General features: G+C 67.6%; 20 protein-coding genes and 1 pseudogene. 7 read left to right on the top strand and 14 right to left on the bottom strand.

Annotated elements, in window-relative coordinates; all coding sequences use genetic code 11:
• Window positions 1-69 precede the first annotated feature (69 nt).
• Window positions 70-1,461, top strand: coding sequence for a M20/M25/M40 family metallo-hydrolase (locus tag MGN01_RS01300; RefSeq protein ID WP_147044760.1), 1,392 nt, complete (start codon window positions 70-72; stop codon window positions 1,459-1,461).
• On the opposite strand, the gene MGN01_RS01305 is transcribed toward MGN01_RS01300, so the two are convergent.
• The 3 genes from MGN01_RS01305 to MGN01_RS01315 are packed head-to-tail and all read right to left on the bottom strand — an operon-like array spanning window position 1,449 to window position 3,129.
• Window positions 1,449-1,901, bottom strand: a complete 453-nt coding sequence (locus MGN01_RS01305; RefSeq protein WP_147044761.1) for a tRNA (cytidine(34)-2'-O)-methyltransferase — start codon at window positions 1,899-1,901, stop codon at window positions 1,449-1,451. The genes MGN01_RS01300 and MGN01_RS01305 overlap by 13 nt on opposite strands.
• A 50-nt stretch (window positions 1,902-1,951) precedes the next feature.
• Complete coding sequence (locus MGN01_RS01310) at window positions 1,952-2,230, bottom strand: chaperone modulator CbpM (RefSeq protein ID WP_147044762.1); 279 nt, start codon at window positions 2,228-2,230, stop codon at window positions 1,952-1,954.
• Between the two features lie 2 nt (window positions 2,231-2,232).
• Complete coding sequence (locus MGN01_RS01315) at window positions 2,233-3,129, bottom strand: DnaJ C-terminal domain-containing protein (RefSeq protein WP_147044763.1); 897 nt, start codon at window positions 3,127-3,129, stop codon at window positions 2,233-2,235.
• 179 nt (window positions 3,130-3,308) lie between these two features.
• Between MGN01_RS01315 and MGN01_RS01320 the strand changes: the two genes are divergently transcribed.
• Together MGN01_RS01320 and MGN01_RS01325 are read left to right on the top strand one after the other, a co-directional pair.
• Window positions 3,309-5,210 (top strand): ABC transporter ATP-binding protein, encoded by a 1,902-nt coding sequence (locus MGN01_RS01320; protein WP_147044764.1) that lies wholly within the window; start codon window positions 3,309-3,311, stop codon window positions 5,208-5,210.
• 74 nt (window positions 5,211-5,284) lie between these two features.
• Window positions 5,285-6,508, top strand: coding sequence for an adenylate/guanylate cyclase domain-containing protein (locus tag MGN01_RS01325; protein WP_147044765.1), 1,224 nt, complete (start codon window positions 5,285-5,287; stop codon window positions 6,506-6,508).
• On the opposite strand, the gene fae is transcribed toward MGN01_RS01325, so the two are convergent.
• Complete coding sequence (gene fae, locus MGN01_RS01330) at window positions 6,502-7,041, bottom strand: formaldehyde-activating enzyme (protein WP_147044884.1); 540 nt, start codon at window positions 7,039-7,041, stop codon at window positions 6,502-6,504. The two genes, MGN01_RS01325 and fae, sit on opposite strands and share 7 nt — an antisense overlap.
• 176 nt (window positions 7,042-7,217) lie before the next feature.
• Here fae and MGN01_RS01335 point away from each other — a divergent pair, with 176 nt between their 5' ends.
• Window positions 7,218-7,451, top strand: a complete 234-nt coding sequence (locus MGN01_RS01335) for a hypothetical protein (protein ID WP_147044766.1) — start codon at window positions 7,218-7,220, stop codon at window positions 7,449-7,451.
• 15 nt (window positions 7,452-7,466) lie between these two features.
• Here MGN01_RS01335 and MGN01_RS01340 read toward each other — a convergent pair whose 3' ends face one another.
• The gene (locus MGN01_RS01340; RefSeq protein ID WP_147044767.1) at window positions 7,467-7,901 is read right to left on the bottom strand and encodes a hypothetical protein; all 435 of its coding nucleotides are present in this window, start codon (window positions 7,899-7,901) and stop codon (window positions 7,467-7,469) included.
• A 240-nt stretch (window positions 7,902-8,141) separates the two neighbouring features.
• Here MGN01_RS01340 and MGN01_RS01345 point away from each other — a divergent pair, with 240 nt between their 5' ends.
• Window positions 8,142-11,585 carry an SbcC/MukB-like Walker B domain-containing protein gene (locus MGN01_RS01345; RefSeq protein WP_147044768.1) on the top strand — a complete coding sequence of 1,148 codons (3,444 nt, stop codon included), beginning with the start codon at window positions 8,142-8,144 and terminating at the stop codon, window positions 11,583-11,585.
• A 227-nt stretch (window positions 11,586-11,812) separates the two neighbouring features.
• On the opposite strand, the gene MGN01_RS01350 is transcribed toward MGN01_RS01345, so the two are convergent.
• Complete coding sequence (locus tag MGN01_RS01350) at window positions 11,813-12,016, bottom strand: hypothetical protein (protein WP_147044769.1); 204 nt, start codon at window positions 12,014-12,016, stop codon at window positions 11,813-11,815.
• 326 nt (window positions 12,017-12,342) lie between these two features.
• On the opposite strand from MGN01_RS01350, the pseudogene MGN01_RS01355 reads away from it, so the two are divergent.
• A pseudogene (locus tag MGN01_RS01355) lies at window positions 12,343-13,580 on the top strand (MFS transporter).
• Window positions 13,581-13,773: 193 nt separating this feature from the next.
• On the opposite strand, the gene tolB reads toward MGN01_RS01355, so the two are convergent.
• The 6 genes from tolB to MGN01_RS01385 all read right to left on the bottom strand — a co-directional run bounded on the left by tolB (window position 13,774) and on the right by MGN01_RS01385 (window position 19,057).
• On the bottom strand, window positions 13,774-15,099 hold the full coding sequence (tolB, locus tag MGN01_RS01360; RefSeq protein WP_147044770.1) for a Tol-Pal system beta propeller repeat protein TolB: 1,326 nt from the start codon (window positions 15,097-15,099) through the stop codon (window positions 13,774-13,776).
• A gap of 76 nt (window positions 15,100-15,175) precedes the next feature.
• Entirely contained in the window at window positions 15,176-16,450 is a 1,275-nt protein-coding gene (tolA, locus tag MGN01_RS01365; protein ID WP_147044771.1) for a cell envelope integrity protein TolA, read from the bottom strand.
• 7 nt (window positions 16,451-16,457) lie between these two features.
• The gene (locus MGN01_RS01370) at window positions 16,458-16,901 is read right to left on the bottom strand and encodes an ExbD/TolR family protein (RefSeq protein ID WP_147044772.1); all 444 of its coding nucleotides are present in this window, start codon (window positions 16,899-16,901) and stop codon (window positions 16,458-16,460) included.
• 28 nt (window positions 16,902-16,929) lie between these two features.
• Complete coding sequence (gene tolQ, locus MGN01_RS01375; protein ID WP_147044773.1) at window positions 16,930-17,655, bottom strand: protein TolQ; 726 nt, start codon at window positions 17,653-17,655, stop codon at window positions 16,930-16,932.
• A 378-nt stretch (window positions 17,656-18,033) separates the two neighbouring features.
• Window positions 18,034-18,480, bottom strand: coding sequence for a tol-pal system-associated acyl-CoA thioesterase (gene ybgC / locus MGN01_RS01380; RefSeq protein WP_238257898.1), 447 nt, complete (start codon window positions 18,478-18,480; stop codon window positions 18,034-18,036).
• Window positions 18,481-18,616: 136 nt separating this feature from the next.
• On the bottom strand, window positions 18,617-19,057 hold the full coding sequence (locus MGN01_RS01385; protein ID WP_147044775.1) for a phospholipase A2 family protein: 441 nt from the start codon (window positions 19,055-19,057) through the stop codon (window positions 18,617-18,619).
• Between the two features lie 375 nt (window positions 19,058-19,432).
• Here MGN01_RS01385 and MGN01_RS01390 point away from each other — a divergent pair, with 375 nt between their 5' ends.
• Entirely contained in the window at window positions 19,433-19,843 is a 411-nt protein-coding gene (locus MGN01_RS01390) for a CsbD family protein (protein WP_147044776.1), read from the top strand.
• Window positions 19,844-20,009: 166 nt separating this feature from the next.
• On the opposite strand, the gene MGN01_RS01395 is transcribed toward MGN01_RS01390, so the two are convergent.
• Complete coding sequence (locus MGN01_RS01395; protein WP_147044777.1) at window positions 20,010-20,759, bottom strand: glycerophosphodiester phosphodiesterase family protein; 750 nt, start codon at window positions 20,757-20,759, stop codon at window positions 20,010-20,012.
• A gap of 2 nt (window positions 20,760-20,761) precedes the next feature.
• Entirely contained in the window at window positions 20,762-21,235 is a 474-nt protein-coding gene (locus tag MGN01_RS01400) for a RidA family protein (protein ID WP_147044778.1), read from the bottom strand.
• Window positions 21,236-21,351: the final 116 nt, after the last annotated feature.

Here is a 21,351-nt window from a genome sequence, read left to right on the forward strand (position 1 = left end):
CTTCGGGGTTACGCTGTGCCCGGGCCTCGGCTAACGCTTCGGCGACACCTGAGAGCTTGAGGACAGGCCATGGCCGCGCTGGACCCGATCCTGAACGACATCGACACGGACCTCGACAACGCCCTGGAGCGGCTGTTCGCGTTCCTGCGCATCGAGTCGATCTCGACTGACCCCGCCTATAAGGACGAGTGCCGCAAGGCAGCCCACTGGCTTGAAGGCAACCTCACCGCGCTCGGCTTCGAGACCAGCGTGGAGGAAACCTCACTCCATCCCGTGGTCTACGCGCACAAGCCCAAGCCGGGCGCGCCGCACGTGCTGTTCTACGGCCACTACGACGTGCAACCGGTCGACCCGCTGAACCTCTGGACGCACCCGCCTTTCGAACCGCGCCTGATTGGCGAGGGCGATCAACGGCAGATCGTCGCGCGCGGAGCGTCCGACGACAAAGGTCAGGTCATGACCTTTGTCGAGGCCTGCCGTGCGCACCTTGCCATGAACGGCGAGCTGCCCTGCGGCGTCACCATCGTGGTCGAGGGTGCGGAGGAGAGCGGCTCCCAAGGCCTGCCGGAATGGGTTGCGGCGAACCGCGACCGGCTCAAGGCCGACGTGGCGCTCGTCTGCGACACTGCGATGTGGGACCGGGACACCCCGCAGATCACCACTTCGCTGCGCGGACTCTCGTATTTCGACGTGAAGGTAACCTGCGCCGACCGCGACCTGCATTCCGGCTTCTTCGGTGGCGCCGCCGCCAATCCGATCCACGTCCTCTCGAAAGTTCTGGCAGCGCTCCACGACGAGGACGGACGGGTAACGATCCCGGGCTTTTACGAGGGCGTGCGCGAGCCGCCGCCCGAGGTCTTGGAACAATGGAAGGGGCTCGGTTTCACGGCCGAGAAATTCCTCGGGCCGATTGGCCTCAAGGAGCCGGCCGGCGAGCGCGGGCGCATGCTGATCGAGCTGATCCAGTCGCGCCCGGCCTGCGACGTCAACGGCATCATCGGCGGCTACACGGCCGAAGGTACCAAGACGGTGATCGCAGGGCAGGCCAGCGCCAAGGTCTCGTTCCGGCTGGTCGACGACCAGGACCCGGAAAAACTCGCGAAGAGCTTCGAGGCCTTCGTGCGCGAGCGTGTGCCCGCCGATTGCCGGGTCGATATCGTCTGCCACAAGGGCTCGCGCGCCATCGCGTTGCCCTACGACATGCCGCAGCTCGCCACGGCGCAGGCCGCGCTGACCGAAGAATGGGGCCGCGACGCCATCGCGGTCGGTGCCGGTGGCTCCATCCCTATCGTCGGCGACTTCAAGCGCCTGCTCGGTCTCGACACCCTGCTGATCGGCTTCGGCTTAGACGACGATCGCATCCACTCGCCGAACGAGAAGTACGAGCTCAAGAGCTTCCACAAGGGGACGCGAAGCTGGGCACGCATCCTGTCGGCACTCGGCGCCGCTCAACCGACCTGACGGATCGCCTCGCCCATGATCATCGCGGCTGCGACGGCGACGTTGAGCGAGCGCATTCCCTCCCGGAGCGGCACGACGATTCGAGTGTCGGCCGCCGCGTGCACGGCTTCGGGCACACCGGCCGACTCGCGGCCAATCAGGATGCAGTCGCCATCGCGAAATTCGTGTGCCGTGTAGGGAACGGCGCCGGAGGTGGTGGCGAGCACGAGCCGGATGCCGGCCTCGCGCCGCCATTCCTCGAAAGCGGCCCAGGAGCGGTGCCGTGTGATCGCGACGTGGTCGAGATAGTCGAGCCCCGAGCGGCGTAGGTTCCGGTCCGAGACGTCGAAGCCGGCCGGCTCGATAATTTCGACGGCGACGCCCAGACAAGCCGTCATGCGTAGCATGGTGCCGGTGTTCTGCGGGATGTCGGGTTGGTAGAGGGCGAGGCGAAGCGTCATTCTAAGCGTATCCGGCGACGGAGCTCAGGATCTCCGCCGTCATGGCGGGGTCACTCGTCGCCCGGCTTGGCCTGGCTCTGTTTCAGCTCGGCGAAGGCGCGTCTCATCCCGTGCAACTGGTCGACGAGGTGGAGGATCACGTCGATCCCCGGATCGTTGACGCCGAGATTCCCCTGCAGATCGCGGATGAAATGCGCCCGCGCGATGTCGATCTCCGAGTAACCGGACTCTACGTCGCCGGCTGCCGGCAGGAGCCAACGCTGTTCCAGCCAGACCTCCAGCGTCTCCACCTGCAGGCCCGATCGGACCAGGAATTCCTCGCGTTTCATGATCATCGATCCTCACGCGGGTTGAACGATTTACCGGCTTCCCAGCGCTCCACGAAGGCTTCGAGGTCTGGGTCGGGTACCCTCGGCAGCACGATCTTGAGCTTGACGTACTCGTCGCCGTGGCCGCCGTCGCGGCGTGGTGCGCCTTTGCCCTTGAGACGCAACCGGGTGCCGGTATTCGCCCCGTTGGGCACGGTCAGGGTGACCTCGCCCGTCGGCGTCGGTGCCCTGACGCGGCCGCCGCGCACTGCCTCGGTCAGCGAGATCGGCAGCTCGATCGAGATGTCGTCGCCGTCCCGCTCAAAGCGGGGATCGGGCAGGACTTCGACCTCGATCAGCGCGTCGCCCGCACTACCCGTCCCGGAACCGGGCGCGCCCTTGCCGCGCAGCCGGAGGACTTGGCCATCGATGAGACCTGGCGGGATCGTCACGTCGAGTGTCCCGCCATCCGGCAGCGTCAGGCGCTTATTCGCGCCGGCAATGGATTCGACGAACGTGATCGCCAGGCGATAGCGCAAATCCTGTCCGCGCCGATTGGCTCTTGCCTGCTGGCTCCGCCGCAGCAGCTCCGCGAAGACGTCGTCTCCATCCATGTAGTCGGCAAAGGCGCCATCGTCAGCATAGGCATGACCTGGGCCGCTCGCGTAGTCTCGGTAGTAGCGCTGTTGCGGGCGCTCGGTGCCGGTTTCGTCAATCTCCCCGGCATCGAAGCGCCTGCGTTTGTCGGCATCTCCGAGAAGGTCATAGGCGCCTGCGACCTCCTTGAACTTGTCCTCGGCGGCCTTGTCGCCGGGGTTGAGGTCGGGATGCAGCTTTTTGACGAGCCGTCGATAAGCGTTGCGAATGTCTCCGTCCGAGGCGGAAGGTGACACACCCAGCACGTCGTAGGGATTGGCCACGCAAGGCTCCGTCGGCATCCGCCTGATGTGAACCATTTAGCGGATGGCGCGCGGAAGAGAACGCATGACTGCGCCTGTTTCGCCGACTGGCCGGAGCCGCCTGTGGCAATGCCTCCGCCTTGGCGCCGCGGTAAGAAGACTTAAGTCAGGCCCTCACGCTCACATGGTTGTCTCCCCGCATGTTCCTCGATTGGCTCGAGCGCCGCATCGACCCGTTCGCGCCGTTCGACGACCGGCAGATGCCGCCGAAGACCGTGCTTGGCTTCGTCCGGTTCTACCTGACGCCCGTGCGCGGCCCCCTGCTCGTGCTGTTCATCGTCGCGATCGTCGCGGGCACGATCGAAGCCTCGCTCTATCTGCTGCTGCGCTGGTTCATCGACCTGCTGGGCGCCGCCGACAGGGCGACGGTTTTGCAGGAGCACGGCGCCGCCATCGCCCTCGCGGCTCTATTCCTGCTCGTCCTGCGGCCATTCTCGATCTGGCTGCACGAGGTGCTGTCGAACCAGCTCGTTGTGCCGCAGACCTCCAGCCAAATCCGCTGGCGCGCGCATCTCTACACGCTCGGCCACTCGCTCTCGTATTTCCAATCGGACTTCGCCGGTCGGCTGGCCAACCGCATCGTCCAGGTTGGTCCGGCAGTGCGCGAGCTCGCCGTCGTGTTCATCGACACGCTGCTCTACGTTGCGATCTACGCGATCACCGCGGTCGCGATGTTCAGTTCGATTTCGATCTGGCTCGCCCTGCCGGTGATCGTCTGGGTCGCAGCCTACGCGGCACTCACCGCGTGGTTCGTGCCGCGCGCCAGGGAGCGCTCGCACAAGAGCGCAGAGACGCGTTCGACCCTCGTCGGCCGCGTGGTCGACAGCTACACCAATATCCTCACGGTGAAGCTCTTCGCGCGTGACCGCGAGGAGCGGGCGGCGGTGCGCGAGGCGATCGATGCCAATACCGGTGCCTATCTCCACCAGTTCCGCCTGACGACCACGACCACGACGCTGCTCGGCATTCTGAACAGTGTGCTGCTGACGGCTACGGCCTCAGTCTGCTTCCTGCTCTGGCGGAACAACGGCATGACCACCGGCGAGGCGGCCGCCGGGCTCGCCCTGGTGATGCGGCTGCTCGCCATGTCGGGCTGGGTCATGCAGACAGTGCGCGGCGTTTTCGAGAATGTCGGCGTGATTCAGGAGAGCATGCAGACGATCTCGCGTCCTCATGCGCTCGTCGACGATCCGAACGCGGCAACGCTCCGGGTCACTACCGGCGAGATCCGTTTCGAGGCTGTCGATTTCCATTACGGGCGGGGCGATGCCAGCGTCATCGAGAACCTGTCCTTCTCGATCCGGCCCGGCGAGCGCGTCGGCCTCGTAGGCGTAAGCGGCGCCGGCAAAACCACCATCACCTCGCTGCTGCTGCGGCTGCACGACGTCGAAGGCGGTCGCATCCTGATCGACGGCCAGGACATCGCGCGGGTCACGCAGGATTCGCTGCGCGGTGCCATCGCGATGGTGAGCCAGGATACCTCGCTCTTGCACCGCTCGATCCGCGAGAACATCGCCTATGGCGATCCACAGGCCTCCACGGAGCAGATCGAGCAGGCAGCCCGGCTCGCCCATGCAGATGCGTTCATCCGTGGTCTTTCCGATCATAAGGGGCGGCGCGGCTACGAAGCCCAGGTCGGCGAGCGCGGCGTGAAGCTGTCCGGCGGCCAGCGCCAGCGCATCGCCATCGCGCGGGTAATCCTGAAGGACGCTCCGATCCTGATTCTCGATGAGGCGACTTCAGCCCTCGATTCCGAGGTGGAGGCGGCGATCCAGGAAAGCCTCGATACCCTCATGCGGGGCAAGACCGTGCTCGCTATCGCCCACCGACTCTCGACCATCGCGGCGATGGACCGGCTGATCGTGATCGACGACGGACGCATCGTCGAGGAAGGAAGCCATGCGGAGTTGATCCAGGGTGGGGGCCTCTATGCGCGGCTCTGGCAGCGCCAGTCCGGCGGCTTCCTCGGAGATGGCGTCGCCGCGGATGGCGGAGCGCCGCGCCGCAGCGAGCGGAGCCTGAGCGCGACCCCGGCGGAGTGACGCCGTTTCGTAACCGGCTCGATTCATGCGAACAAACCACGGTTGCGGAGGCGGGTAGGGGGCGACCGGAGGCGATGGAGACCGAACGGCTCTCGGCACGGCTTTGTTCCTGGATCACCGAGCGCGCCACAGTCAGCGACGACGGCGAGGCCCTGCTCGACGGCGTCTGCACGGCCCTCTGCGAGGCCGGCCTGCCGCTGTGGCGCGCCAGCGTCTCGGGGCCGACCATCGATCCGGCTCACCGCAGCGTCGGTCTGACTTGGTACGCGCAGGAGGGCATGACACTCACCTTTATCCCGCACGAGCAGGACGAGGCGATGTGGCTGCGCAGTCCAATCTTCGCTCTCCTGGAGAGCGGCGAGCATTCGGCACGGTACCGGCTCGAGGCCCTACGCAACGGGGAAGCCTTCCCGATTCTGCACGAGCTGCGCGACATGGGCGGGACTGACTATCTCCTGCATCTTGTCACCTTCGCGCCGGGCCTCGCCCTACGTGGCGTCGCCCTGTCCTTCGCCACGCGGGAGCCGGGAGGCTTCGAGGAGGGGGCGGTCTCGGTGATCGAGGCGATCCTGCCGGCGCTCGGACTTGCGCTCTCCCGGCTCAGCCTCGCGCATACGCTGCGCGAGGTGCTCGGCACCTATGTCGGGCCGGTCACGGCCGGCCAGGTGCTCGAGGGAAACATCCGGCGCGGTCAGGGCCGCACCGTGTCGGCGGCGATCCTGCTCGCGGACCTGCGAGGGTTCACGGCCCTGTCGGACCGCTCAGATCCCCTCGACATGGTCACTTGGCTCAACGAGCATTTCGATGCGCTAGGCGATCCGGTCACGGAGCGGGGCGGGGAGATCCTGAAGTTCCTCGGCGACGGCTTCCTGGCGGCCTTCACGGTGGCCGACGTGGACGAAGTGCCCTGCAGCATCTGCCGGCAGGCGCTCTCCGCCGCCATGGACGCGCAGGCCGCCAACGCCGCCCTCAACGCGCGGCGCCGGGAGGCGGGCCAGCCGGAAATCTCTGCCGATCTCGTCCTTCACTTCGGCGAGGTGGTCTACGGCAATGTCGGCACCGGGCGCCGGCTCGACTTCACGCTGATCGGCCGTGCCGTGAACGAGGCCAGCCGGATCGAAGGCCAATGCCAGAGCCTCGGCTATCCCCTGCTGATCTCCGATGCCTTCGCCACGCGTTGTGCCCATACTCTGCAGGAGGTCGGCACGGTGCCGCTGCGCGGGCTTACCCGGCCGCAGCGGCTCTGGACCCTGCCGGGAACGAGTCGCAGCGTGCCGGGCGCATCGACGGATCAGTAGTCGATCACGTCCTCCAGGGCGTAGTGCTTCACCGTCTTGCGGTTGGCGATCAGCTCGTCGATCGTCGGCTCGCCCCTCATGGCGCGGCCGATGGCGAGCTTCGTCGCCTCGTAGTTGGTGCGGTAGAGATCCTTGCGGTCGACGTTCGGATCAGCCGCGCAGCGCTCGTCCAGCCAGATCATGATGATCATGCACAGCTCGTCGAGCCCGTCCTTCGGCAGAATGCCCTCGATCACGCAGTCGATGATGGCGTCGCCCGTGGCCGCCTGAACCACACCGCCGAGCAGCTCGGCGTACTCGGCTGTGTGGATTGTGACCTTGGTGGTCATCATGGTGGCCGGGCGCACGAGCTGGTTGAGGTCGCGCACCACGAACATGCGGGTATGGCCCTGGACCTGCCCCATCATGCCCGCGAAGGCTTGGCCAACCGGGCCGCGGGTCGAGCCGATCATCACCTCGGGCATTGCGTCGGTGTACTGCCCCTCGGCGGCGAGCACCGTCGCCTCGCCCGTGCGGAACCAGATCTCGGCCATCGTCGTCGCGTCCTGCTTGAATTCGAAATGCGCCGGTTGCCGGCGCGAGCCGGGCGCAGACACCATCCCAGGCATCGTCCGTCAATCGTCCAGCGCGCATGTCGCGCTCGCGGGCGGCGTGCTCTGGCCTCCCACGCATCGATCGGTCATGCAGAGGCGGATGAGGGAGGTGGGGTATGGCAGGGCCGGGTGGTGGATCTTCGGCGAACGAGCGAGGCTGGAGCCTTCTGGCCCGGGCAGAAGGGGACGGTGTACGGGTCGAACTCGGCCTGCCTGATCTCGGCGGCGCGCCGGTGACGGCGGTGCTGCGCCTCGACAAGACCGAGGCGCGCGCCTTCGCGCGAGCGCTGCTGGCGGCGGCCGGCGATGCGACGGAGCGGACCTTTCCGGCCGGCACCGAAAAGATCTAGCCGGCCTCCGCGCGATCAGCGCGGCGCGATGTTGGTGCGGCCGGGCAGCCGTGGGGTTAAGGCGCCGCGCGGCTCGATCGGTGCATCGCAAGTATAGGCGAACTCCGTCTGCAGGTCGGAGAACACCGTCTCGCCCTTGACCTGGCAATCCTCGCGCACCGTCTCGTCGAGGAAGGCACGCGCCGCCGTGCGGAAGCGCTCCGCCCGCGACGCCCTCGGGTCTCGGCCCTCGTTGCGCTCACCGATACCGCAGCCAGCAACCTCGCGCAGGGAGTTCGAGACTACGAGCATGCGCCGGCGCTGGCGGTTGTCGTAGACCTCGTAGGGCTCGTTGCAGCCGATGGTCACCACCTGCACGGGCAGCGACACGTAGGTCTTCGAGATGTATTCGAAGCCGGTGCAACCCGTCAGGCCGAGGCCCAGGGCAACCAGGATCGCGCGCCGCATCATACTCGTCGCCTCCTGTGCCCGGCGTCGAAAGAGCCCGCATTGAAACAGCTACGCTTGTCTGGTCAAGCCTGCTCCGGCGCTGCGACGGCGCGATTTGGGGGACGCTGTCTTTGAGGTGACTCCCGTAAGCCGTTCGAATCCTGTAGCTCTGGCAAACAGCCTCCCTTCCCGGCGCATCGTCATTGTCCGCGAGCCCGCGCGGCCTGTCTCGATGCCGAGCCGCCATCGGCCCAACGCCTTTTGTATCTCCTCACCGACATCGCTCTCTCCAACTGGTACCTGATCCGCCGCCAGCAAATCCGGATCCGGGGGGCGGCTGCCCTGGTCGGGCCCACAGGCGCGGGCAAGTCGACGATCTTCGACGCGGTGAGCACTGTGCTCGCTGGCAACAATGCCAGCCGCCTCGCTCTCAACGCTTCCGCCTCGGGCCGCTCCTCGCGGACTGTGCGCGATTACTGCCTTGGCTGGATCAGCGACCCAGCTGAAGGCGGCCGCCCGACGCGTGAGTCCTGCGAGACCGTTATCGCCCTGACCTTCGAGAACGAGGCGAGCGGGCGCATCGTCTCGGTCGGGCTGGCGCTCGTGGCGCGCTCCGACGAGCAGCGCGAGGAGACGATCTCGCGCTTCGTCGCCGTCGGGCATCGCTTCGAGATCGCCGACTACGTGCGTGAGACCGAGCGGGGTAGCTTCGTCGCGCCCTGGAGCGAGATCGCGGCCGACCTCAACCGCCGGGCCGAGCGCTTCGAGCAGTTCCGCTCATCCGGCGAGCGCTTCACCGCCGAGGTGCTGGCCCTGATGCGTGAGGGCGCGCCGGCGCCCGAGCCGCGCCACTTCCTGCGCACCTTCGCGAATGCCGTCGCGTTCAAGCCGATCTTTGACCCAAGCGCCTTCGTGAAGAGCTTCGTGCTGGAGCCCGCGCCCCTCGATGTCGAGCGCATCCGGCAATCGGTGGAGAATTGGCGCCGGCTCTGCGAGACCATCGAGGAGTTGGAGACGCGGCTCGCACATCTGCGCCGCATCGTCGGACGCTATGAGGCCTGGGCCGATGCGACCCTCGCCGCCGCCCTCGACGAATTGCGGGCGACGAGCGCGGACCTGCGCCGGCGTATCGTCGACTGGACGGGTGCCCGCACGCGGCTCGCTGAGACAGGCGAGGCCTTGCGCATCGCCCGCGAGAGCGTCGCCACCAGCCAGGGTTTCGTGCGTGAGATCGATGCCGAGATTGCGCAGCGCAAGGCGATGATCGTCGGCAGCGCGGCGGAAGGCAGGCTCGCCGCCTCGAATGCCGGCCTTGCCATGGTGGCCCGCGACCGGCGCGACCTCGGCGCGCGCGTGGCCGAGCTCGTTGGCCTCGTCCAGGAGGCTGGTCGTCTTGCCACCGTGGCCGCGACCATCGGCGCCAGCGCACCGGAGGCGGCCCGGCTGATCGAGGCCTGTGCCCGGTCGGGGCTCCGCCGCGACGCCCCGCCGGAGGACACGCTGCGGGCCGACGGCGTGCTCGGACGCCTGATCTCCGGCCTCGCCGACTTGCCCGACATAGCGAGCGTCCTCGACGAGGCGGCCGAGGACCTCGCCGTCCGCGCCCGCACGGCGGAGCGTGAGGCGCAGGCCCTCTCCTCCGCCTTTTCCTCGGGCCATGCGAGCGCCGGGCGCCTCTCGCCCCACACGCTGGCCTTCCGGGACGAGCTCGCGCGCATCGGTATCGAGGCAGTTCCGATCTGCGAGCTGGCCGAGATCGTCGATCCGGCTTGGGGGCCGGCACTTGAAGGCTTGCTCGGTGGAGCGCGCGAGGCTCTGGTGGTGGAGCCGGATCGGCTCAGCAAGGCGTTCGGCCTGCTCGAACAGCAGAAGGCCCGGTTCTACCGCTGTCTCTTGGTGAAGACGACGGACACCTCTCGGCGCACGGCCCGCCGCTTTGACGACGGTCCGCTCGGGCTGATCGAGACCGACAGCGACCACGCCGAGGCGTTTCTCGCGGCGCGACTTGGCGGCTATGACCTCGCTCCGAACGACGCGGCGCTCGCGCATATGAGCCGGGCCGTGGCCCCGAGCGGGCGCTCGACCTCGGGCATGGCTTATTCGGTGGTCCGCCCCGTCCAGCTGATGATGACGCGCGGCCATCGCGGCCCGACGGCGGAGGGACGCCGTAATCTGGAGAGTGCGGTCGAGGACGCGCGCCGTCTGCGGACAGAGGCAACCGTGATGCGCGAGGCTGCGCGCACCGCCGCATCGCTCCGCGCCCGGCTCTCGGCCACGACGCTCGACGTCGCCGCCCTGCGTGACGAGGCCGATGCGATCGAGGGCCGCCGCCGCAGCCTCACCACTGAGCACGAGCAGCTCCGTCAGGCCGATACCGGCACCCTGGAAGCCGAGATCAAGGAACTGACCAAGGAGCGCTCCGCCTATCTCACCGAGCTGGTCCAGGTGCTGGAGCCGAAGCGTGACGGGTTGCTGGCCGAGGAGGCCGGCCTGAAGGCGAAGCTCGGATCGGCGAAGGAGGTGACGCGAGCCGCCCTCGCTGCGCGCCGCCAGGCCCATGCGCGCTGGGCGGGCGGTGACTCGCTTCGCATCCGACTGGCGCGGGGGGAGGGCCTCGATCCAGGGATTCTGAGGCAAATGCGGGCCGATCTCGCCGTGCTCGACTCCAAGGAGCTCGCCGCCTTCGCCAGCGCAGCTCGGGCCTCCGTGCGCAACGAGATCGAGACCGCGCGGACGGAGGGCCGTGCGGCCGAACGCGATCTCGCCGAGTACTGCGTCCAGCGCCGGATCGACAATCCGCTCGGCCGCGAGGAGGCCGCTGCCTCCTTCGGTTATGCCTGGGCCCGGCGTGAGTTCGAATCGGTAGAGGGGCATGAGCTGCGCCGCTATCGCGAGCAGGCTGAGCGTGCCAACCGCGAAATGAGGCGGCTGACGACCGAGGACCTGCTCACCCGTCTCGCCGACCGTTTCGAGCGGGTGAGGAACCGCCTCGACGCGCTGAACGAGCGCCTGTCCTCCCAAAAATTCACGGGCCAGACCTACGCTTTCGAGGCTTCCGTCGATCGGCGCTATGCGGCCGTCCACGCGCTCGCCACCGAGGTCGCCCGTTCACCCGATGCCGCGCAGGCGGTGCTGCCGGAGGTGGAGGATGGGCCGCTCTCGGCGGCGATGGAGGAGATCTCGGCCCTGATCGCCGGCGAGGAGAGCGCCGCCCGGCTCGCAGATTATCGCAACTACTTCGTCTACGAGATCGGCATGCGGGACGGTGCCGGCAATCGCACCACGCTCTCGAACCGCGCAACCCGCGGCTCGGGTGGCGAGGCGCAGGCACCGTTCTACGTTGCCATCGCCGCCTCGTTGGCCTCCGCCTATTACCCCGGCGACCGCCCCGGTCACGAGCATCCCGGCCTTGGCCTCTGTCTCCTCGACGAGGCCTTCTCGAAGCTCGATGTGCGCAACTCTCAGGCTCTCGTCGACCTGTTCCGCGCTTGGGGCTTGCAGCTCCTGATCGCGGCACCGGAGGACAAGCGCACCACGCTGACTGAGGTGATGGATACCATCGTTACCGTCTACAAGAGCCCTGACCTCGCCTCGGTGCGCATCGAATCCGAGCACCCGCTGGAGGCTGCCAAACGTGCTCTGGCGGCGATCAACCCAGAGAGGCGAGGGATCGAGGCGTTTCGAGTTTCGAATGCGGCAGAGTGATCCTGGCGGCCATCAGGATAGGCTTCCGAGATCTGATGCAGCGGGTCTTCGCCATCGAGCATTCCGGCCGGAGCGCGCTTCCACCACGCCGCGGCGTCATCTAGGCTTGCCGGATGAGCGACGACCTCCTCCGTGAGTCGCGTCCGCAACTGATCGTAATGGCTGTCGCGGTGGCGGCGGTGCTGATCTTTGGTGCGGTGACGCTGCTTGCCCAACTCGGATAACGATCAGCTCGAAATCGTTTTCAGGTGCTGGTCAATGCTCTCGAGCGTCTTAGCCTGTTCGGGGTCGGGGTTCGGGCCGCTGACATAGGCGAGCGTGACCCTCGCGATGCGCAGCGCGGTTGCGACGTCGCGACCCTCGCGGCGCGCCTGCTCGATTACGGCGGCGACATCCGCCATGATCTGCGCATTGGCTGCATAGCCTCTCATGGCATCGCGCGCCTCTGCACCGGTTGCCGTCCCTGCCGCCCATTGCGGCCGTTCTTCCGTATCATTCTGGCGCCCGGGCCGGAAATGGGCAGCCTACCACGATCGTTAGCCTCGACTGATCCCGAAGGGAGGCGTCCTGGCTGTGACGGGCTCCCGTTGGTTCTTGACGCCAGCCGTCGCCACGTTGCAAGCGCGGCTCGCGATGGCCGAGCCTCCGCAGTCGGTTGAGCACGCGTTCGCGGTAGCGGCCGGGCGCTCGGACGCCTGTTTCCAGCGCTCCCGGCGCACGATCCAGCTGATGCCATCTTGAGGGTCGTTTTCTGACAATGCTCGTCCCCGATTCAGGCGACGGCTGGGCCGTCCTGCGCAACCGCGACGTTCGCCTGCTCATCGGCGCCCGCTTCCTCACCGGGCTCGGCTATCAGATGCAGGCGGTGGCGATCGGCTGGTACGTCTACGACCTGACGAAGAGTGCCTTGGCCCTGGGCCTCGTCGGGCTCGCCGCCTTCGCGCCGGCCCTGGTCTCGGCGCTGTTCGCGGGGCATGTCGCCGATACGCGGGACCGGCGGCTTGTCGCGGCCCTGGCCTATGCTGTCCTCAGCCTCGCCGCGCGCTCGGCCTCTTTGCGAGCGCCGCGCTCGGATCTCACGCCGTATGGCCGGTCTACGGCCTTGTCGTCGGCACCGGGATCGGTCGGGCCTTCGCCAACCCGGCGCAGCAGGCGCTGTTGCCGACGCTGGTGCCGCGCGCGCAGTTCGGTTCGGCTCTGGCCTGGAACTCGTCCGTTTGGCAGAGTTCGTCCGTCGCCGGACCCGCCGTTGGTGGAATGCTCTACGTCCTCGGTCCGGCGGTCGTATTCGGCACCGGCGCGGCGACCTTCGCGCTCGCCGCTTGCCTGATCGCGGCCGTGAGTCATCGTCCGGCGCCCGTGACGGAGCGCCCGCGCATCAGTTGGGCGGGGCTCTCGGCCGGCCTTTCCTACATCCGCTCGCAGCCCGTGGTGCTCGGGGCGATCAGCCTTGATCTCTTCGCGGTACTGTTCGGCGGGGCGACCGCCCTGCTGCCGGTCTTCGCTGCGCAGGTGCTGCATGTTGGCCCGGTCGGACTCGGCGTGCTGCGCAGCATGCCGGCCGCGGGTGCTGTTGCCACCGCGATCACGCTGGCCTGGCTGCCGCTTCGCCGCAGGGCCGGTCCCCGGCTTCTTGCCGCGGTTGCGGTGTTCGGGGCCGCTACGATCGTGTTCGGGCTCTCCTCAAACCTGTTCGTGTCGATGGCGGCTCTGTTCATGATCGGCGCCGCCGACATGATCTCGGTCTTCGTCCGCCAGAGCCTCGTCCAAGGCGAGACGCCGGACGCGATGCGGGGCCGCGTGGCGGCGGTGAACACGGTGTTCATCGGCGCCTCCAACGAACTCGGCGAGTTCGAATCCGGCACCCTGGCCGCGCTGATTGGCGCCGTTCCGGCCGTGGTCGCCGGCGGCGTCGCGACGGTGCTGGTGGCGGCCTGCTGGGGGCGCCTGTTTCCCGCGCTCAGGGCGCGCGATCGTCTGATGGCCGAGAATTGACCGTTGCGGCTGGCGGAGAGATCGGCACCTCAGGCCGATCTCCTGCCATCACGTCGAACATGTTCGCGGTGGTCACGGCTGCCGCCTTCTGCCTCGGCCGGAGCGCGGTTGGAGATCGGGGCCCGATCGTCGAAATGACGAGCCCTGCCCGCACGGACGGGCACGGCAGAATTAGGGTCTCAGGCGAGTGATTTCAGCGTCCGCCCAACAGCGGTGACCAGGTCGGGTCGGAGGCGAAGGATGGTGTCGGCACCGGGTTCTCCACGCGGCCGGTGATGTCGACCATGTAGAGCTTGCCACCGCCCTGGCCGCCGGGATCGCGGAAGAACATCACGTACTGGCCATTCGGCGCGAAGGTCGGTCCCTCGTTGTGGAAGCCCTCGGTCAGCACGCGCTCGCCCGAGCCGTCAGGGCGCATCACGCAGATGGCGAAGCCGCCCTTGCGCTGGCGGGTGAAGGCGATGAGGTCGCCCTTGGGCGACCAGGCCGGCTGTGAGGCCGAGCCCTCGCCGAACGAGATGCGGTGCGGGTTCGAGCCGTCCGCGCCCATCACGTAGATCTGCTGCGAGCCGCCGCGATCCGACTCGAACACGATCTGGCTGCCGTCCGGCGAGTAGGTCGGCGAGGTATCGATGGCGAGGCCCTGGGTGATGGGGCGCTGCGCCTTCGTGGCGATGTCGACGGTGACGATGTCGGCGTTGCCACCCTGCTGGACGCTCATCACCAGGCGTCGGCCGTCAGGCGAGAAGCGCGGGCTGGTGCTCATCGATTCGAAGCTGCCGACCGTCTGCCGGGTGCCGCTCTCCAGATCGATCATCTGGACGCGCGGCTGCTGGCCGGAGGCCTGGGTCATGAAGGCGATGTCCTGCCCGGCCGGCGAGTAGCGCGGCGCCACCACCGAGAGGTCGCCGCTGGTCAGCGCGCGCACATTGGCGCCATCCTGGTCCATGACCATCAGGCGCTTGCGCCGGTGCTCTTTCGGACCCGACTCGTCGACGAAGGCGACGCGGCTGTCGAAGAAGCCGCCGATACCGGTGATCTTCGTGTAGACCACATCCGAGATCAGGTGGCCGGCGCGGCGGGCATTGCCTGGATCGGTGCCGTATTGCTGACCGGTGACCTGCTGGCCGGAGGTCACGTCCCAGAGCCGGAACTCGACCTTGAGCTTGCCGCCGCCATCGCGGCTGACGCGGCCGGTGACGAGGGCCTGGACGCCGGTCCCGCGCCACTTGTCGAAGTTCGGGGCGGCGTCGAAGCTCGGGACTTCCGGGAAGCGCGACTTCTCCAGCGGCGTGAAATAGCCCGAGCGGCGCAGGTTGTTCGTCACCACGCTCGACATCAGCGAGCCGAGGCTCGGATCGCCCGCGAAATCGACGATGGCGATGGGCAGCGGCTGGAACGCGCCGCCGCCGATGCGCAGCTGGAGCTGGGCGTGGGCGGGTGCCGCGGCGGCCAGAACGAGACCGAGCGCGGTGAAGGCCGCGGCCAGGGAGCGCCGGGTGAACGTCAAAGTCGTCATGAATCGGTTCCGAAAAGGCTGAGGCTTCGGGCTCGCGCTCTTCCATCCCCACAGGTGGAGGAGGGACGTTCGGTTCTCACACTCGCGAGAACTCGAACTCCGCGTTGATGGCCTTCCAGTCGTTGTAATACGGCGCGAATTGCGACGGTATCTTATACGGCGCGCAGCGACGCACGGCGCGCAGGGCTGCCTGGGCGATCGACTGGTCGACCGCGCTCGCGCCGCCGCGCATGATCCGCGGCTCGGTGGTCAGCGATCCGTCCGGGTTCAGCTTGATGTCGAGCATCGGCAGGATGATGCCCTGCGTCGCACCAGGAGGCGCCGAGTAGCAGCGCTCGATCTGCTGCTGCAGCATGCCGACGAGGGCATCGCGCATCGACGGTGACAGTTTCTGCGCATTGCCCGTCGAGGTGCCGAGGGAAGCCGTGCGCTGGACCTCGCGGCCCGTCGAGCCGGTGGATTGCGACGGCGCCTTATTGGCGAGGAGCTGGCGGATGTCGCCGGGGCTGTACTTGTTCGCGAGCTCGGCCTGCTTCTTGGCCTTGGCCTCTGCATCCGCCTTGGCCTTCGCCTCGGCCATGGCTTTTGCCTTGGCCTTCGCGGCGGCTTCGGCCTTCGCCGTTGCCTCTGCCTTGGCTTTCGCCTCAGCGTCGGCCTTCGCCTTGGCTTCCGCGAGCTTTTTCTCGGCTTCCGCCTCTGCCTTGGCCTCGGCTTCGGCCTTGGCCTTCGCTTCTGCCTTGGCCTTGGCTTCGGCTTTCGCCTTGGCCTCGGCGGCCTTCTTGGCGGCTTCCTTCGCGGCGGCCTCGGCCTCCTCGCGCTCGACGAGCTTCTGAAGCTCCTCGCGCTTGGCGGCTTCGGCCTTCTCTGCCTTTGCAGCCGCTTCGGCCTTGGCCTTCGCCTCGGCTCTTGCTGCGGCGGCCTTCTCGGCTTCTGCCTTGGCTGCGGCGGCTTTCGCCGCAGCGGCCGCGGCTTCTTCCTTGGCGGGGTCGGGCGTGTCGGCGCGCAGGGGAATCTCGTCGACCGAGGCGAGCTTCATCTCGGCCGTGCGCGTCGGCGGGGCCGGCGTGTCGACCTTGGCGTTCTCGGGCTCGCGCTCCTCGACCTTGTCGGCGACGCGATCGGCCTTGTTCGGCTTTTCCTGCGGCTTGTCGGCGTTGCGCTCGCCGCGGGTCAATTCGGAGAATTGCTGTTCGGTCAGCACTTCGACCGGCACGCCCTCTTCGGCATTCGGCAGGGCCGGAGCCGCCACCGCGAACAGGGCGAGCGCCAGCAACGCCCCGTGCGTGCCTGCGGAAATCCAGACACCGGGCTCGCTCTTGTCAAAGGTGAGCTTCGGAAAGCGCACGCTCAGCGCTCCCTCAATTGTCCGGTTCGGTGACGAGCGCCACCTTCTTGAAGCCGCCGCCGGTGACGATCGCCATCACCTGCGCGACGCGGCCGTAATCGACTCGCTTGTCGCCGCGCACGAAGACGCGATCCTCGGTACCGGCCTTGGCCTCCTGCATGAGGTGCGGGACGATGTCGTCGTCCTTCAGTTCGGCCTCGCCGAGGAAGATCTGGCCGGTCTGGCGGATCGACAGCGTGATCGGCTTCACGTCGGAATTGAGCGGGCTCGCCTTGGATTGCGGCAGATCGAGCGGCACGCCGACCGTCATCATCGGCGCGGCCACCATGAAGATGATCAGCAGCACGAGCACGACGTCGATGAACGGCGTCATGTTGATCTCGTTGATCGGACCGCCGCCGCGCTTGCCGCGCCGGCGACGCTTGCCGCCCTGTGCCGCTCCGTGGCTCATGCCCATTGCGCGTGATCCTGCTTCGGCTTCCGTCTCAGGCGGCGAGCGAGAGGCGCTCGTCGATCTGGCGCGAGAGGATGGCGGAGAACTCGTCGGCGAAGCCTTCGAGACGCGACTGCGACTTCGCCACCGAGGCCTGGAGCTTGTTGTAGGCGAGCACCGCGGGAATCGCCGCGAACAGGCCGATGGCGGTGGCGAACAGCGCCTCGGCGATGCCCGGCGCCACGACGGCGAGCGAGGTGTTCTTGGAGGCCGCGATCGAGGTGAAGGCGGTCATGATGCCCCAGACCGTGCCGAACAGGCCGATATAGGGGCCGGCCGAACCGATCGAAGCGAGGAACAGAAGGCGCGATTCGAGGCGCTCGACCTCACGATGGATGGTGACGTCGAGCTGCTTCTCGATGCGCTGGCTGAGCGACTGGACCTGACGGCCAGAGCCCTCGAAGCTGCGCTTCCACTCTCGCATCGCTGCGACGAAGACGGCGGCGAGACCGTTGGGCTGGCGGTCGTTGTAGGAGCGATAGAGCTCCTCCAGCGACCGACCGGACCAGAACGCCTCTTCGAAGGCATCCATCTCGGCCTCGGTGCGGCGGAAGAGCAGGGTCTTGTCAACGATGATCGACCAGCACCAGATCGAGGCGCTGAGCAGGCCGACCATCACGATCTTCACGACGAAATGGGCCTGCCAGAACAGGCCGAACAGGCTCATGTCCACGACGGGAGCGGCTTGAGCCGCCTGCATGGCGTCGGCTGGATTCATCGTCGTCGGATCCCGAATGGCCCTAAGGCGCAGCGATTCCTGCGGCATCCCGGCTGGGTCCGCCCTCTCGCCGAATCCTTGAGCGATATCAAAGCAGATCGCTCTCGAATCTGTCGAAAGTAAGGGCCGAGCTTGTGCAGCTGCCGTTCGATCGTCGCGAGGTTTTCGCGACCTAGTTTAGGCACGCATCAAGGTTAAGGATTGGTTGTCGATCGCGGCGATCGTGGGGCTGAACGAGCTGCGGTGCCGATCGACTGAGCTGTACCGACGTCCTGACCTCGCTGTTCGACGCCCTGTTTCGTCTACGCCCGGTGACGGCAACCGTACTCGTCGAAGTGCTGCTCGTCTCCGAGCGGACGATCTATCGGGACATCGCAGCTAGCCGGGTCCGGAGCTTGAGCGTGTCAGCGAGTGCCGGAGCGAATCCGGGAGTCGGATGGCCCGGCCATCGCGCACGCAGGCCACAACCACGTCCGCCCTCATCAGCAGCTCGTCCCCGCGTCGTACCTCCTGCGCCAGGTGCATCGAGGCGCCTTTCAGCTCGCTCGACCAGGTCAGAACGTCGAGCAGATCGTCCATGCGCGCAGGCTTGAGGAAGTCGAGCGTCATCTTGCGCACGACGAAGACGAGGCCGCGTGCGTCCCGATGCAGATCGGACTGGTCGCCGGCAAGGGAGCGCAACAGCTCGGTGCGCCCGCGTTCCATGAAGCGCAGGTAGCTGGCGTGGTAGACGAAGCCGGAAAAGTCGGTGTCCTCGTAATAGACCCGTACGGGCAGTCGGTGGATGCCGTCGCTCAGCGCTCCGCCGATGGAGTTTGTCGTCACGGGGCCTCCGGAAATCTGCCCGTTATCAGCGCGCTCGGGCGGCCGGCGGGCTAACATCCTGGCGCCGCAGGTGCAAAACCTGGCCGAAGGGGCCCGCGCATGTCATGCGCGAGCCCGTTCGCCGTGCAGACCGTGATCAGCGGCAGGCCAGCACCCTCGCGCCGGCTGCGACGAACTCGGCGGCGACGCGCTGTTCGTCGTCGATGCGCGGACTTTGCGCGACGCGGCTCGCCTCCCGGGCGAGCCGGGCGTTGCAGCCACAGGAGGGCAGTCCGGCGTCAACCTGCGGCGAGCAGGCATCGTGATGCATGCAGGCCTCGTCGAGGGCATCGACCGGAGGCCGGCCCACGCCGCGGCTGCCCGGACCGCAATAATTGCCGTGGAAGACGAGAGCGCCCTTGGTGTCCGGAAGGTCGACCGAGGGTTCGTCCGCCTCGGGGATGTCGATATCGGGCGCCTCGAACCTGGGCAGGTCCTGAGCAAGGGACGGCAAGGTCGCCGTGCCGGCAAACGCCGACGAGAGTGCGAGCACCATGGCAAGACGCCGGCTCGCGCTACGCAGGGGGATGAAGGCCACGTCGTTCTCCTTATCGAAGGAAGTTCTCATCCCCACGCATTCGGCGAACGTCGTGACGCAGCCGGACACGCGGAAACTGTCCCGCCTCGAAGGTTCAGAACTGTCGCGGTCCGGCACGGTTCCCCCCTCGTCGGAGGGCCAGGCTGATGCTCGGAAGCGATCGTTCAGGAAGGCGCGGGCGAGGGCGAAGCCGGAAACGGCGCGTGCGATGCCGTCATCATGGGTGGGCGCCGAGTTCTCGTGCTCCGCTCGGCGTTGCCAAGAAAAACGGCCGCAGCGCGGGACACAATCGGGTTTCGGACGTTCTGTGATCGATCCATCCGCGGCGCCGTACTGCGCCTTAAGCGGATGGGACCGGTATCGAGGAGTATGGACATGGTGGATTCGGATCGCGTCGTCGGCGGCGCCAAGGAACTTGGCGGCAAGGTCCAGAGCGCGGTCGGCGATGCTGCCGGCTCGTCGCAGGATTCCCTTGAGGGCCGTTACCGCGACGCGCAGGGCAAGGCGCAACAGACCTTTGGCGAAGCCAAGGACAAGGCGCGCGATGTCGCCGACAATGTCGGCGCCTATGCCAACGACGCCCTCGACCGCGGCAGCCAATATGCCCGCGAGGCCTACGATCGCGGAGCCGACTACGCCCGCGACGCCTATGATCGGGGCGGCGAGTATGTTCGCGGTGGACATCGCGCGGTCACCGAGCGGGTCGAGGAGAACCCGATGGTCGCCCTGCTCATCGCCGGCGCTGTCGGCTACGGCCTTGCCCTGCTCCTGCACAGCCGCCGTTGAGGAGCGTGCCCGGTCGCCGAGCACGGCGGCTGGGAGCTTGTACGGCAACGACGAACGGCCGGCGCTCTGCCGGCCGTTTTCATATTCCGCCCCTGCCGCCCATCATTCCGGGACGCGTCAGAGGCGAGACGGCGATCATGGGCCACCGTTACGGCGTCACGGGCGGCTACGGGCGAAATCCCTCGAACACCATCTGGTCGGCATGGGCAGCGGCGTTCCGGCGCTGATCGTCGGTGCGCACGGTCCAGGTCATGACTGGCATCTGCCCGAGTTGTCGGCAGAGATAGGGGACGCCGCCGGGCAGATCGTCGACGCGCCAGGACAGGAAGTCGGGCCGGCTCTCCCGCAGGTGGAGCAGGTTGGCGAGGTCGAAGCGCTGCACACTCGTGAGGCGTGCGTAGGACGGGTTCTCCTGGCTGCTCTCGGCGACGATGCCCCGCGGGATTTCCGCTCGAGCGAAGTCGGCCAATGCGCCGACGATGTGTGGATCGAAGGATTTCAGCGCCACCGGCCCGTCATAGGCTGCGACAGCCTCGGCGACGCGGCGGGCGAGCCGCAGATCGTCGTCGAACTGCGTCTTCACCTCGATGATCAAGGGCGTGCGGCCCGCGATGGCTCGCAGAAAATCGGGCAGCGTCGGGATGCGCTGCTCGCTGCCCGCGACCGTGAGCGCCGCGAGATCGGCCGCATCGCGCGAGGCGATCGGCTCGCTCGCCTCCGTCAGCCTGCCGAGCGCCTCGTCGTGAAACACCATCGCCTCGCCATCGCGGCTCGGCTGCACGTCGCATTCGATGGCGTAGCCGCCGGCAATGGCGGCCTCGGCTGCGGCGATCGTGTTCTCGGGGATGCCGGCTGTGCGGTCATGCAGCCCGCGATGGGCGATCGGCCGGGCGATGAGCCAGCCGGGCGCGGCCACGTTCAGCGCACCTCGAACATCGCTTCGACTTCGACCGCCGCGTCGAGCGGCAGCTCGGCGACGCCGACGGTGGAGCGCGCATGGCGGCCGCGGTCGCCGAGCACCTCGACCATCAGATCGGACGCGCCGTTCATGATCGGAGCGAGCCCGGCGAAGCTCGGCACAGCGTTGATGAAGCCGCCGAGCCGCACGCATTGCTCGACGCCGTGGTCGAGATCGCCGATGGCGGCCTCGACCTGGGCCAGCACGTTGAGGGCGCAGAGCCGCGCGGCCGCGATGCCGGCTTCCACCGAGACCTCGGCGCCGAGCTTGCCCTTGTGGGCATCGGCGAGCTTGCCATCGGGGCCGAAGCAGATCTGGCCGGAGATGATCACCAGGTTGCCGACGCGCACGAACGGGACGTAGTTGGCGACCGGCGCGGCGGCTTTCGGGAGCGTGAGCCCGAGCTTCTCCAGACGTTCCTTGACCGAACTCATGCGCTGCCCTCCGAAACGGGTTGTCGTCACCCGCGCTTCGAGCACGGGGCGGCGTCCTGGTGCAAGCCAAGCTCCTGTCACAATTGACACGCCGTGCGCATGTCATAGTAATCGCG

Origin of the sequence: Methylobacterium gnaphalii, assembly GCF_007992215.1 — a bacterium.
Lineage (GTDB): Bacteria > Pseudomonadota > Alphaproteobacteria > Rhizobiales > Beijerinckiaceae > Methylobacterium > Methylobacterium gnaphalii.